Here is a 13842-nt window from a genome sequence, read left to right on the forward strand (position 1 = left end):
ATGCCGAGCACGGTCACCCGTGAGAAGGACGCGGTCCGCGCCGCCGTGGACCGGGCAGCCGACGAACTGGTCGAGCTGTCGACGACGCTGCACGCCCGGCCCGAGACCGCCTGGGAGGAGCACCACGCTGCCGCCACGGTCCCGCAGCTGCTCGATCGTCGCGGGTTCACCGTGACCGCGGCCTACTTGGGCCTGCAGACCGCGTTCCTCGCCAGGTACGGCTCGGGACCGCTGCGGATCGCGTTGTGCGCCGAGTACGACGCGCTGCCCGGGCTCGGCCACGCCTGCGGGCACAACCTGATCGCCGCCTCGTCGGTGGGCGCCGCGCTCGGCTTGGCCGAGGTCGCCAACGATCTCGGCCTGACCGTCGAGGTGTACGGCACGCCAGCCGAGGAGGGAGGCGGCGGCAAGATCGAGATGCTTGACCGCGGGGCGTTCCGCGACGTCGACCTGGCGATGATGGTCCACCCGGCGCCGGTTGACGTCGCAGCGGCACGGCCGTTCGCGGTCAGCCACTCCCGGATCTCCTACAGCGGCCGGTCCGCGCACGCGGCGGCCTACCCCGAGGCCGGCGTGAACGCCGCCGACGCGTTCACCGTCGCTCAGGTCGCCATCGGCCTGCTCCGCCAGCAGCTCCCGTCGGGCTCGCGGGTGCACGGGATCGTCACCTCCGCCGGCTCGGCGCCGAACGCGATCCCCGAGTCCTCCTCGGGGCGGTGGTACGTGCGTGCGGAGACCCTGGCCGAGTTGGCCGAGATCGAGCCGAAGGTGATGCGCTGCTTCGAGGCGGGCGCCCTGGCAACCGGCGCCACGCTGGAGGTCGAGGCGGAAAGCAAGCCCTACGCCGAGTTCCGCACCGACGAGCGCACGCTTGCGGCGTATCGGGCCAACGCCCTGCACCTGGGGCGTGAGTTCGCCCCGGACGGGCTGGCGGGCCGGATGAACCGGGCGTCGACCGACATGGGCAACGTGTCGCAGGTCGTGCCCGCCATCCATCCCTACATCGGGATCGGGTCACTGCCGGCCACCAACCATCAGCGCGAGTTCGTCGCGCACTGCGTCGGTCAGCAGGCCGAACGAGCCCTGCTCGACGGAGCGGTCGCGTTGGCCTGGACCGGCGTGGACCGGGCTCGCGGGACCGACCCGGCGTGAGCACCGCTTCGGTCCGGTCCGCGCCTCCTGAAGCCCTCTCCCTGGAGACCTCCATGCCGGATTTGACGCGGCGGCCGGTCCGCAGCGAAAAAGGTGTTCGTGACCCCCTTTGTCCAGAGACTGCTTACTGGACAGCGGTCACATCAGGCGTCCGGTTCGGATTCCCCGAAGAGCTCGTCGATCAGCACCACCAGGTCGCCCCGGTCGGCATCTCCTAGCCGGAGCGAGCAGCATGCCCTCATTCAGACCCGGAAATTCTCGTAGCGACTCCCGAGCGAGCTGGGTGAGTTCGAGCGCATCGCCGTGGGCCGCTCCTCATTGAGGAACCCGATCCGGTCTGCCGGATTGCTTCGGGTGAACCCATAGTAGGACCTGAACCAGCACGAATCGCGTACGAAAACACCCGACAAGGGTCGAAAAAAGCTTCCGGATGGCCAAATCAGACCTGGCCGCCCGTCTCTGCACTGCTGGAAGACCGGCTTCGTGTTCGGGAACCGCTTGGCCAGCAACGGCTTGAGCGGACAGGACTCAGGGAAGCCGGGAACACAAGAGCGCGGCTCCTGGATAGACCGTCACGGCTTGGACAACCCGATGATCTCCCACCGGAAACCGCGCCCTCGTATCGCGTCCCACCTGGACAGAAACCCGCCGCAACTCTCAGATCGACCTTGTCCAAGCCCTGGGAGTCGCTCGGTATCGTGGCCGTTTGGTCGGAGCACAGGATGACGAAGGAGTGCCTGCAGCCGATCGTCTTGTATTGACCGTACAGCCACGTATGCGATGACACGTGGGCGAAGTACGCGGCGTTGTACTGGCCGAAGATGGGGAGGCTGCTCTCGCGCGGCTATCCGGCGAGGACGCGGATGGCTACCAGACCATACTGTTGGGGCGGCCCTACTGCACCGACACTTCGTTGAACGGCAGCAGCGTTTCCAGGCATGGGAATACCACGAACCACAGCAGCGCCACCACGCCCAGGGCCAGCACGACCGCGAGGGCGAGCTTCGCGCCCAGCGGTCCGGGCAGGTGCCGCCAGATCCAGCCGTACATCTATCCCTCCCCGAGGGCTTGTAGCAGTTGCGCGTAGGTTGTGCCGTTCCTCTTCGGGTACTGGTTGGTCAGCACCGCGTGCACGATGAGCCTTTGCCGGTTCGAGAACTGGGGGTGGCAAGTGGTCAGCGTGAGCAGCGCGACCTGCTGGGCGGCCGGCAGCACGTCGGCAGGCTTGTGCGGCACCGGGGCGATCACCTGGACCTGGTCCGGGTTCACCACCTCGCGGCCCACGGTCTGACCGTAGGGACCGCCGTCTGGCGCGTTCGTCCGCAGCGTGCTGACCGCCACACACTTTGGGTCGCGGCCCTTGCCGGTGTCCCAGCCGGCGATCTCGTCGGCGTACGGCAGCACGCGGTACACGAAGAGGTCTGTCTGGGTCTCGATGACGATCGCATCACAGGAGCTAAGCAGGTCGAGGTCGTTGAAGGGCGAACCCTTGCCGACACGGTGCCCGGCGACCGCGAAGTTGCCGGGTTCCCCGGGAACCGCTGTGCCCTTGTAGTGTCCGGGCCCGATTTCCAGCGACTTGTCGGCTGTCCCCTGCTGGATGGTGAAGTGGTAGTCGGCGCCGAAGTTGGGGATATAGATCTTGGCGAAGGCCTGCCCGTCGATCAGCTCGGGATGCAACTGACGGCCCTTGGCCCAGTCGCCTTCCAAGGTCGAGGCCGCGTCGGTCTGCTTCCCGGCGGAGATCACGTCGGTCACGTACACCTCGTAGACCACGAACAGCAGGACCACTAGGCCCGCCGTGATCAGTAATTCGCCCAGGGCGCGCACAGTCTTCCTAACATGGTTGGGCGACGACTTCGGCGGAGGTACTTGCCTTATCGCCATGCGCGCTCCTCTCGTCGGCTCGGTGTTCGGCCCGATGCGCGGGAAGGTACTGCTCGCCAGCCACCCACTGGCCCGCGCCCGCGACCGCCTTCAGCGCCAGTCGTGGCCTTGTAGCCGGCGCGGAACGGTTCGAGGGCAGCAGCGAAAAGTCGAGCAGGCTGTCGACCGCGGACCGATCTTGAAGGTGGCAGTAGCCGCTCAGGGCGTGGTTCACTTTGCCCGATGCGTCGAGTCGTGCTTGTTCTCGGAACTTTCACTCTGGTCACCGCCCTGGCCGCGGCGGCCTGCTCGCAGCTGTCAGGACCGGCCACCGCGCCGCCCCTGTCCAGCGTGCCGCCGCCGGTCACGGCCACCTCGGCTGCCCGGGCACTGCCGCCCGAGCCGCAGCCGGTAGCGGCGGGACCGTGTCCCTACCTCGCCACCGACTTCGTCGCCGAGGCCAATGGTCAGCGGGTGTCGGAGGTGAAGCTCTCGGCCGACCGCCCCCACCCGGCGTGCTTCTTCTACGACCGGGCCGGGAACGTCCAGTTGACCGTGCGCACCTACGTCGGCGAACCCGCCGTGGCGACCGCTCTGGTGAACCATGCGGCGCCCGTGGACAGCAGCAACCCTGCGACCGAACCCCCCGGCTGGCAGGGCGGATACCAGCAGACGGGCGCGGGTGCGGTCTACGCGGTCGCGAAGCAGGGCGTGGCGATCGTGGTCACCACCGACCAGAAGCAGACGGTCAAGGCGAGAACCGTTACGAAACAAGTAGTTTCCGCTCTCGACCTCTGACGCAGACGGTCTGCAGCGGCCAATGGATCTTGTAATCATCCGCTCGCCACCTGCGCAGGCAAGGGCCAGCATCTGGGTTGGGTGTACCAATGGCTGTGGGCAATCCGTGTACCTGAAAGCAAAGAAGAAAACCTCCGTCGGACGCAACCGGCGCGTGCCTCAACAACTCGTGCGCCACGGCGACCGCCGCCCGCGCCGCAGCGACTCGGTCTCATAGCAGTGGTGGACTGTGTGCGGGCCGAACACCAATCCGGCGGCTGAGTTTTTCCGACTCGACCTGCTCGGCGGTTTCCTTCCGCGTTTGGCTCATGACGATGTCTGCACGATACGAAGGGAAGATTGTGGGAAAGATGCGTTGTCATGGGTTCAGACGAGATGAGTAGTTCGTGACAGTCGAGAGCGGGCAGAAGTCCTAGCTCGTTGTCAGCCGCCGGGTGGACCGTTGGAAAGCTGAGCCTTGACAGAACTCAACCAGGCGTGGTCTGCCCGCCCGCGCCAGTTCCGGATCGCCGGCGGGCAGACCACCTGGTTTTCAGCGTTGCTTGGCGCGACGCTTCCGGTTCGCGAACGCCAATGCCGCGCCCGCACCGAGGAGTAGGACACCGAGGACGATCATCTCTGGCAGGCCGGGAATACCGGTGTTGGCCAGCGCGCCCGTCCGCGTGTTGGATGGGGGCGGCGTGGTTGGCATCGGGTTCGTCGGCGGGACAGACGTCGGCGGTGTCGATGTTGGCGGTGTCGAGGTCGGCGGTGCCTGTGGGATGTACACGCCGGCGTCGATCGTGTGATCAACACCTCCTGGGTTGGTCGGCGCCGTGACAGGTGCGTATCCGTTGCACAGCTGCCCGGTGGTCGGCGGAATCACGTTGGAGTCATGTGCCCGGTCATCACCGGCCAGCGGGAGCGTGAACCGGAGCTCGGTTGCCGGTGGCTGGCTTGGTACCTTGCTGGTGTTCGCGGTACACACGTCGAACTGCACTGTGTACTTCGCACCCGGCGTGAGCTCGTAGGCGGCGCCGACCCCACCGAAGTAGTACTCGCCGGCGGCATCGGTCTTGGTCGTGGCGACCTTTTTGCCATTGGCGTCCAACAGGTTGATCGTCGCATTCGGTAGCGGCACCTGCCCGGGGTCCTGGATTCCGTTGTGGTCGCCGTCGAACCACACCACGTTGCCGATCTGGATCGGCGCATTCGCTGCCGTATAGGCGATATCGCCGAGCCCACCGGCCTTACCGAATCCGTTCTGCGCCTGACTGACGAACTCGTAGGCGTTGGCGGCCGGGTTGTTGCCGGGACCCTCGCCGGTCTTGATGTTGTGGTATCCGGTTCCGCTGGTCTCGATGTGGACGGTCGGGTCGAACTCCGTGCTGATGACCCATTGCTGCTGCGGAATGTAGGCCACCGCGCCTAACGCGGTTTCCTGGTGTCCGCCGGAGAAGAATTCGCCCGGGAAGTATTCGACGACACCATTGCCCTGGCCGCCGCTTGTGGCGGATGTCGCGTGGTTGGGGCAGTTTCCGGTGCCTTCCCACGAGTATCCACCGGCTGGATTGGCGCAGGCCATGTTGATGTCACCGCCGGACATGCCGAGTTCCGGGGTGTCGTTGCCCGGTCGAGGATCCAGCCCCCTCGCACTGAGAACGTCCATGAACCGGTCGCGGAAACCCAGGACCATCGAACCGTCACGGGCGAAGGCGAGGCTGGCCAACTCCGGTTGCGGATCGATGAAGGCGTTGCCCAGGCGCAATTCGTCCCAGGTTGACAGGTCGGTGTTCCACGGGTTCCAGTGGTTGTTCTGTCCCTCGCTCGGGTGGCCGGCAAAGACGGCACCGCGCTCGGCAGTAAGCGGGTGGGTCAGCACCGTGTTGAATTGCTCGCCGTCGTAGGCATAGACGACAGCCTTGAGGTCCGACCGGTTCTGGGTGCTTTCCGCGGAACACACGCCACCGACATAGAGCGTGTTGTTGTGCGTTTCAAGCCCGAACGGCCTCCAGTCGGTGGGCGCCGCGCAATCCGGGTCTGGAATCGGCACCATCGCTTCGGGTACTGGTGCGGTAGCCCCGGTCGCATCGAAGCTCACCAGGGTCCGTGCCAGCAGATTCACCGCGTACAGCGTCGCGCCGTCTTCCGACAGGGCCAGGCCACCGATGCTCTCCTTGCCCGGCGCGTCGGTGAACCCGGGATCCTTGATCATGTTCGCGGTGTCGTGCGGCGTCACCGTGGCGAAGGGCACCTTCGCGAACAGGGTCGGCGCGCCTCCGCCCTTGGCCGGCACGGCGTAGATGGCGTCACCGCCATCCGGTCCGTACGGGGCGTACCGCCGGGCGAACTCGCTCTGGAACAGTCGGTGCCGGTACTTGTCGTAGGCCAGTCCGAAGGTCGTGCCGACCTGGGACTGCGTGGCGAGCGTGGTCGGGCACGCCACGTCGCTGGGACAACTACCCCGGGTGTTCACTCCGAACGCCACCAATGCCCGGGTGTCGGTCCCACTAGCACCATTCTGGATCGGCACGAAGTACCGGGAATCGGGGAGCGTGTAGTCGGCCGCGTCCCAGACCCCGGTTATCACCGAGGCGTTCTTGCCGCCCGACACGTCCACGAACGTGGTGAAGCTGTCAAAGTGGTTCGGCGCGGTCGAAGCCGGCGCCGCCCGCAAATAATTGCTGTAGGGGGCCGGAACGGTGACATCGACGCGGTACTGGCCGCCGGTCAGCACGGTCGACGGCGACACCACGACTTTTCCGGTGGCATCCGTGATGCCGGTGACGTGATGGCCGGTGGGGTCGGTAACGTCAACCTTCATGCCCTGCTGCGGCACATCCATGGTGGCGTTGATCACGCCGGTGCCAAAGAAATCCCGCAGCACCTCGACCGTCAGTGTGCCGTCAGCCGCCGAAGCCCCGGCCGCCCCCACCATCGGGCCTGTCGCGCTGCCTATCAGCAACAGCCCGGACAACCCCACACGCGCCAGTCGGCCCGTACGTTTCCCGGTTGTCCGGCTGAATCCTCTACCGGCTCGGTTCATAGCTATAGCTGTCCCCCTTGTCAGGTGAGCAAGAACCGGCCTATATAACCAGAACGATGCACTGCATTTACACCGAAAACCGGGTGATTTAAGGGGTGAATCGGCGAACCTGTTAACGTTGCGCCGCGTGCGGAGCATGAGAATCCTGCAAGGTTTCCCGCAGCGCGCGGCCGGCCGACGCCGATGGCTGCGGCCACGGTGGGTGGTGGCCGCCCTGGGCATTGCGGTCGCCGCGGTGGTTGCGTTTCTGGTCACTGGCAACGGCTCGGGCCCCACCGGTCCACGTGCATTGACCTCGGATGAGGGGAACCGGCTGGCGATCACGCGGTTTCGCAATTACCAGTCGGGGGGCCGCGCGGTGACGATCAACGTGCCGAGTTCCGCTGGTGGGCTGGTCATCACAGGGTCCATCGACTACCGCGCCAAACTCGGTTACGGCGTGGTGCACGGCACCGGGCGCGATACGTCCAGCGGCGGGCTGATCGAATGGACGGCCGCCACCGTGCTTGTCCACCCGACGGCGAACACCCCGGCGGAAGCACCGGCATCGCCGCCCGGGTCGGAGTGGTATAGCCGTCCGCTGCAAACGACCGGCAGTGCGCTGGACACCTCGTTGGCCATCGCGCTCAGTCTCGGCAGCGACCGGCCTGACAACGCCGAACTTCTGCCACAGAACGGCGCCACCTGGACTGGACGGGACGAGTTGGACGGTTACCAGGTGGATGTCATGACCGGGCCGGCCGCCGGTGGCAAGCCTGGTACGGCGGGCACCGTGCGCTACTGGATCGGCTCGGACGGCACCATGTATCGGGTTCAGGTCAATGTGGCTTCCGAACCGCAGCCAGTGGTCATCGATTTCGACACCGAGAAATATGTTCCGGTTCGGCCGGTACCCGGAGTCAGCCCGACGCCGTAGGCGCCGCTCAGGATGTCTGCACCAGCGCGTTGCCGGCGAGCAGTGACGCTGACGGCAGCGGGATGCTTGCGGTGTCCGGTAGCGCCGGAACGGCCGGAACAGCCGTGGCGCCGGTGGTGGTGGCATTCGGGAACTGTGGCTGTGCGTCAGGCACAGCCACATCGGTGAACGGGATACCGCCGGGTGCCTTCGGCATCGCCCACGTGCCGGACGGCGTGGGCGATGCGGCAGGAACCGGGCAGGACGCGGTCGTCACGAGCTGAGCGGGCACCGTCGTGAGCAGATCATTGGCGTGTAGGCAGTTACCTCGTCCCTGCGTGGCGGTGGGAAACGTCCAGCCGACGTCAATGCCGTTGGCGGCGAAAGTGTTTTCCAAGATCTGGTTTTCCTCCGGTGGTAGGTCGGCGGTTGCGGTAATCAGCATCCCGGCGTTGATATTGCCGGAGATTCGGTTGCGGCTGAACTGATTCGCGCTGCCGCCATCGATGCCGATACCGATGCCCCACCCGCCGTCGGCCTGCTCGGGGGTCGGTGCCTGCTGGTTGCCCGCGACCAGGTTGCCGACGACGACGGAACCCCGCTGTGGGAGCAGCTTCTCCTGATGGTCGGAGTTGATGGTGAGTCCGACCCGGTTGCCGGCAAAACGGTTACCAACCACGTACATCTCGCCACTGGCGTTGGTGCCTTCGTAACCGACCGCGTTGAGTTCGGCAATGTTGTCCCGCACCACGATATTGCACGGCTTACACTGCCCGACATAGATCCCCGAGTCAGCCGCACCTGACGCGTACGAGTGCTCAATGACACCGTCCTGCGCGGAGAACGCGTAGATGCCGTACAGCCCGTTGCGGGTCGCGGTCACATGGGAAACCAAGAACGATTTCAGGAAAGTGACGGGCTCGTTGCCGGTGTCGTAGCCGCCGCTTGTCCCCGGCAACCCGGCAACCGCTTTCGCCGAACCGGTGACCAGTACCCCGTTCTGCGTGTTGTTCTCGACGGTCAGGTTCTCCACGGCCACCCCGGGTGCGGCGACGACGATGCCGTTCGGCTGCTGCAACCGCCCGTCGATAATGACCTTGTCCCGAGACTCGCCACGAAGAGTAATTCCAGCCGTGGCGATCTTCACGGACTCATGGTATACGCCCGGTGCGACCAACACGAGGTCACCGGGCTGAGCAAGAGACACGGCAGACGAGATTGTCGGGGTGTGAGCCGGCACTCGGATCGTCACGTGCGCACCGGTCGGTCGTCGGCCCTGGCCCGATCCGTCATCGCCGGCACCGCAGCCGACCAATACGAGCATCAGCGCAACCAGCACCGCGACTGTCACGCGAAGACTGAAACGAGGCATGATCGCAGTTTGGCATGGACACCGGATTCGCCTGTGGGAGGGCGGATATGGGCGGGAGCGCGGATATGGCACTCTCCATACCGTGAGCCGAGTCGATCATCGCCCATCACGCCGCGCGTTCCTCGGTGTCACCGGTACCGTAATGGCCGCCGGCCTCACCGCCGGGTGCGAATCGGGCTCCCCTCCGTCGGGCCAACTTGATGCCCCCGCGTCAACCACGCAGGTGTCGCCGACGGGCCAGTACCAGGCGGGCATCACGCTCCCGCAGCCAGCCCAGCCCAACCTGCTGGCCGTGGTGGCCGACCTCGGCGATTCCGTGGCTGTCGGCCAATTATTGGCCGACCTCGGCCAAGCTATCCTCACCCTCACTGCGGGGACCGATGCGCGACTGCTGGGCCTACCGCCGGGCGATCTCACCGTGACGATCGGAGTGGGCCCCCGACTGGTGCGCATGGTCGATCCTTCCCTGCCCGGCGCCGTGGATCTCCCACAGTTCTCCCGTGAGCAGATCGCCCCGCAGGCACGCGGCGGTGACCTGCTGATACAGATCTGCGCCGGCGACGCCTTGGTAATACCGATCGTCGCCGCCGCGCTCTTGGACCAGGCTGGTGACCGGATACACCAACGCTGGCGGCAGTCCGGGCGCCGTGGTTCGAACATTCCGGTAGATCAGGGCCTTACCGCGCCACGAAACCTGTTCGGTTTCATCGACGGCATCGTGGGCCCGCACACCACCGTCCAAGAACAACGAGACCTGTGGCTGGCCGGGCCGGCTTTAGTCGCCGGCGGCACCATTGCCGTGCTGCGACGCATGGAACTCGACCTGCCGCGGTTCGCCGCGCTGTCCGTTGCCGACCAGGAGGCAGTCTTCGGTCGGTACCGAGCCACCGGCGTGCCTCTCTCTGGTGGCACCATAACCTCGGACCCGGACCTCGGCGCCAAAACGCCGGACGGACGCTACCTCATCCCGGCGGACGCCCACGTCCGCAGAGCGCACTCCAACGTCGTTGGCGTCGGCCTCATGCTCCGTCGTTCCTACAGCACCGACGAATCCGCTCCCGGCCTCCTTTTCATCAGCTTCCAAAACGACATACGAACATTCACCAACACCCTGACCCGGATGGACAATTCCGACGCGCTGCTGGAATTTACCACCACCACCGCCAGCGGGACCTTCCTGATACTCCCCGGTTTCGACCAACAACACCCGCTCGGCTCCGCGCTGTTCCACTGATCATGGAGCACAGTGGACAGTGATGCATCCAAATCCATAGTGGACGTCAGAGTACGCCAAGTTCGTAAGCACGCATCAGCGCGTCCTCCCGGCTGGATGCCTCTAGTTTGCGGTAGACGCTTTTCACCTGCGTGCGCACGGTGTTGACGGACACGACGAGCTTGCGCGCGACCTCCGCGATGGTCAGGCCGGCGCCCAGTTCGGTGAGTACCACCTGCTCGCGGTTGCTCAGTTCGACTAGTTGGACGCGTTCCGGGAACACCGGCCGGGCCAGCTCCAGGCGCTGCGCTGCCTCATCGGTCAGGGGGACGCTGGCCAGCCGGAACAGGTCGTCCCGATCGGCCGGTGACAACGAGGCGAGCGAGAGTACTTCATCGGGGGTGCGCACGTGCCCGACCAGCTGAACTGCCCGGTGGACCTCTTCCTTGTCGCCCATCCGCAGCGCGGCGATCGCCCTGAGGAGCAGCATCTGCCGGGCGTCACGGCGCGAGGTGGTCTCGTGCCAGGAAATGCGCGAAGCTATCGCGCGGACCGCCTCGTATTCGCCGTTGAGCAGGCGGAGCCGGGCGGCAGGCAGCGCGAGCCACGACGCTTGTGGGTCCGCCTCCTTGATCAACCGGAGTGCGCGGGTGGCCTGGCCGGTGGCGATCAGCAGCTCGACGTGGGCGCGTCGCATCACCCGCACGGCGGTGCCCTGTTTGACGAGCGCGGGCGCGTGGCTGAGCCGGAGCGTGCCGAGATGGGCCAGCGACGTCACCCGATCGCCGAGATATAGCCCGTGTGCAAACACCAGAGCCGCTACGAAGGGCCAGACTTCCAGCTGCTTCGTGCCGTCACCGGTGATCTCCAGGCAGTTCGCGAGGCTCGCCTCGTCGTAGCGGTCCAGCGCGTCCCAGCCTTCGGCGATCGTCCCACCCACGGTGAGCAGGAACCGGATCCGCTGGGACGGCGATGCGAATCCACGCATCCGGTCAAGCCACTGCCGCGCGATGACACCGTGCCCAAGATCGGCGAAGATCATGGCGAGATTTGCCGTCGCGTTGAGGGCAGTGGCCGCCGTTATCGGCTCGACCGTCGCGTGCTCATACGCGTGGCGGTACAACTCGACCGCGGCCGGAAAGTCATCCATCAACGAACGCGTCAGACCCCGTTGCATGGGAAGCCAGCCAGTGCGCGGTACCACATCGATGCCGGGCAGTGGGCTGAGCTGCGCCGCGCGGTTGGTCAGGCGCTGTCCCAACTCCTCGGCCTCGTCACACGCCCCCTGCATGCGTAACCCGATCATCGCCGCGGTTCCGACCGTGACCAGGGTCGCCACCGAAGTCTCGCCCGCGATGTCCATCGTCGCCGCCAGGCGAGTACCGAGTTCTGTGTAGTGGCGCAGGTACGGCCGGAGCTCGCTGACGTCTGATTGCTTCGCCGCGTGGTAAGCGCTGACCCACGAGATCATCAGGCGCGGTCGTGCGCGCAGCTCCTCGTCCGGTACCTGGCTAAGCACGAGAAGTAGCCGAGCGGCGAGTTCGCCCTCCACCGCGAGGATGTGCTGGTCGCACCAAGCTTCTAGTGCGGTCCAGTCCCGGTCCTCGGCGGTCCTGGCTAACGCTTCCGGTAGATCGGCTACTGAGACACGAGCGGGTTGAGTGCTGTCCGGCACCGTTTCCGCCCCTCCTCGAATCAAGCCGATAGATCTCACTCATAAGTATGAGGTACTGGGCCTTCGCGCGGATGACCTATGGGAAATCCGCCACGGATGTCACCCGATCGGGACTGATGCCGCCCGATCGGGTTGGAGCGTTCGTCGTGATCAGATAAGGAGCGGTTGCAGATTGGTTTGCGTGGCAGTGCGGGTGGCGGAACCTCAGACGCCACATGGACCGTGGGAGACCCGCATTATGTATGTCCAGGAATCAGGTCATCCGGTTCGGTGTTGGAACCCCTTCTCGATCGCGGAGACGCTCGCGATGGGCGGTCACGGTCAGGAACGCCGCGGCGACCATGGAGAAGGTGATGTGCCGGTACCAACCCAACCCCGTTGCCGACCTGACCCGTTTCGTCACCGTGAACCGCAAGGGACGCACCACCATCGGAGCGTTCGCGCCCTCGTCCTGGGTCTTCCCTGGCGGCGAGCCGGGAGGGCCGATCAGCACCGCACAGCTGACCCACCGGCTGAACAATTTCGGGATCCGCCCAACCAGGGCCGGAGCGCCGCGCTCCTGCAATTCGCCACCGAGATCCCCGCCGCAATCCTCGGCCGAACCCTCGGTATCCACACCGACGTCGCTGTCGTCTGGCAACGCCTCTCCGCCGGATACTGGACCGCTTGCGCCGCCGAAATCAGCCAACGAACGGGCAGACGAGCAAGGAATTCCGGCAGTTCTGATATCTGACGTCGCCAATTTGCCGAGGCTCGGTGAACCACGCCGCGGCCGCAGTGCTGGATTTCCGCATTCCAGGCGGGGCCGTGCTCGGCGAGCTTGTCGAACACTACCGCAAGTTGGGTTCGCTGGTGGGCCGGGGTGCATCGTGCAGGGGGCTTTCCGGTCGGGGCCAGGCCCGCGGCATGGTGGTCGCCCGTACGTCAGGTCGAGGAACACGCCATAAGTGCTGGTCATGCGCCAGCTACTCCGCGTTGTGCGAGTGCTTGGTCACCGGTCGGGCATCGAAGGCTGTCACCGACAGGCGTCGCTCGCATACACCACCAGGGAGACAGTGGACCCGGCGGGCAGGTTGCGCCTGACCTTCGGGTAAGCGGCTTGGAGACGGACAGCGGCGGGCTCATACTGCGCTGGAAATGGTTTGGCAGGTGAGGGGCGTAGGGGCATGAACGAGCTCGCGGAGCGGGCACGCTCCTGGTTTCACGACACTTATGGGCAGCGTGCGACGTTGAAGGGTGAGGAGGCGATTCTCTCGGCGGAGCAGGCTGCGTTCTTCGCTTGCCCCTATGTGGAGTCTGGCGAGCCGATGTTGGCGGAGATGATCTGCGTGCCTCTGGACGGGAAAGCAGGGGTGATGCCGCCGCCGGAGCCCGCGCAGACTGCGTGGTTTGGTCCGATGGTGGCCCCGCTTGGCCCTGTGGTCGGTGTTAGTGTTCATGAGCATTGGTTCGGGGTTTTGGAGGAGATCGCTTCTTTCCCCGCGCAGACCCAAGTGCTGTGTGGTTGCGGAGGAGAGATACCCGGGGCCGGGAGAGTGTCGGGTGGCTGTGAACGATACTGATGGTGTTCGGCTGTTTGACCCGATGGATGGGCATGCGCAGCCGGTCATCGAAACCGCACCGTTCGAGCTCCGGGTCATGCGCTTTGACTCGTGAGTACGAATACGTGCTGCAGTTCCCCTTTTCGCTCGCGAGCATATCCGTCGAAAGTGACCCTTCACGGATTTCAGTGGCGTGGTGAACCTTGCTGCCTGAAGGAGGCGTGTTCTCGTTGTGAGAGACGTGTTGTGGTTCGGGAGCCGGGCGGCTGAGGTCGCCCGGCTATCGGGTCTTTGCACGTCACAGC

11 protein-coding genes are annotated in these 13842 nt (G+C 65.7%); 5 read left to right on the top strand and 6 right to left on the bottom strand.

Annotation, left to right across the window (positions count from 1 at the left end; translation table 11 throughout):
* Complete coding sequence (locus ACWDKQ_RS25915) at positions 1-1152, top strand: M20 family metallopeptidase (RefSeq protein ID WP_450141365.1); 1152 nt, start codon at positions 1-3, stop codon at positions 1150-1152.
* 894 nt (positions 1153-2046) lie between these two features.
* Here ACWDKQ_RS25915 and ACWDKQ_RS25920 read toward each other — a convergent pair.
* Both ACWDKQ_RS25920 and ACWDKQ_RS25925 read right to left on the bottom strand, forming a co-directional pair.
* Complete coding sequence (locus tag ACWDKQ_RS25920) at positions 2047-2202, bottom strand: hypothetical protein (protein ID WP_450141366.1); 156 nt, start codon at positions 2200-2202, stop codon at positions 2047-2049.
* Positions 2203-3039: a class E sortase gene (locus ACWDKQ_RS25925; RefSeq protein WP_450141367.1), complete on the bottom strand. Its 837-nt coding sequence runs from the start codon at positions 3037-3039 to the stop codon at positions 2203-2205.
* A 222-nt stretch (positions 3040-3261) separates the two neighbouring features.
* Here ACWDKQ_RS25925 and ACWDKQ_RS25930 point away from each other — a divergent pair, with 222 nt between their 5' ends.
* Complete coding sequence (locus ACWDKQ_RS25930) at positions 3262-3816, top strand: DUF2020 domain-containing protein (RefSeq protein WP_450141368.1); 555 nt, start codon at positions 3262-3264, stop codon at positions 3814-3816.
* Between the two features lie 532 nt (positions 3817-4348).
* Here ACWDKQ_RS25930 and ACWDKQ_RS25935 read toward each other — a convergent pair.
* Positions 4349-6778: an SdrD B-like domain-containing protein gene (locus ACWDKQ_RS25935; protein WP_450141369.1), complete on the bottom strand. Its 2430-nt coding sequence runs from the start codon at positions 6776-6778 to the stop codon at positions 4349-4351.
* Between the two features lie 199 nt (positions 6779-6977).
* Here ACWDKQ_RS25935 and ACWDKQ_RS25940 point away from each other — a divergent pair, with 199 nt between their 5' ends.
* A complete protein-coding gene (locus tag ACWDKQ_RS25940) occupies positions 6978-7757 on the top strand; it encodes a hypothetical protein (protein WP_450141370.1) in 780 nt (259 codons plus the stop codon).
* A 7-nt stretch (positions 7758-7764) separates the two neighbouring features.
* On the opposite strand, the gene ACWDKQ_RS25945 is transcribed toward ACWDKQ_RS25940, so the two are convergent.
* The gene (locus ACWDKQ_RS25945; RefSeq protein WP_450141371.1) at positions 7765-9087 is read right to left on the bottom strand and encodes a right-handed parallel beta-helix repeat-containing protein; all 1323 of its coding nucleotides are present in this window, start codon (positions 9085-9087) and stop codon (positions 7765-7767) included.
* 163 nt (positions 9088-9250) lie between these two features.
* Here ACWDKQ_RS25945 and ACWDKQ_RS25950 point away from each other — a divergent pair, with 163 nt between their 5' ends.
* On the top strand, positions 9251-10342 hold the full coding sequence (locus ACWDKQ_RS25950; RefSeq protein WP_450141372.1) for a Dyp-type peroxidase: 1092 nt from the start codon (positions 9251-9253) through the stop codon (positions 10340-10342).
* Between the two features lie 46 nt (positions 10343-10388).
* Here the strand turns inward: ACWDKQ_RS25950 and ACWDKQ_RS25955 are convergent, their stop codons facing one another.
* Together ACWDKQ_RS25955 and ACWDKQ_RS25960 are read right to left on the bottom strand one after the other, a co-directional pair.
* Positions 10389-11996, bottom strand: coding sequence for a response regulator transcription factor (locus ACWDKQ_RS25955; protein ID WP_450141373.1), 1608 nt, complete (start codon positions 11994-11996; stop codon positions 10389-10391).
* Positions 11997-12249: 253 nt separating this feature from the next.
* Positions 12250-12636: a hypothetical protein gene (locus ACWDKQ_RS25960; protein WP_450141374.1), complete on the bottom strand. Its 387-nt coding sequence runs from the start codon at positions 12634-12636 to the stop codon at positions 12250-12252.
* Positions 12637-13162: 526 nt separating this feature from the next.
* Between ACWDKQ_RS25960 and ACWDKQ_RS25965 the strand changes: the two genes are divergently transcribed.
* Complete coding sequence (locus tag ACWDKQ_RS25965; RefSeq protein WP_450141375.1) at positions 13163-13558, top strand: hypothetical protein; 396 nt, start codon at positions 13163-13165, stop codon at positions 13556-13558.
* The last annotated feature ends 284 nt before the right edge of the window (positions 13559-13842 follow it).

This window comes from Saccharopolyspora sp. NPDC000995 (assembly GCF_053599315.1).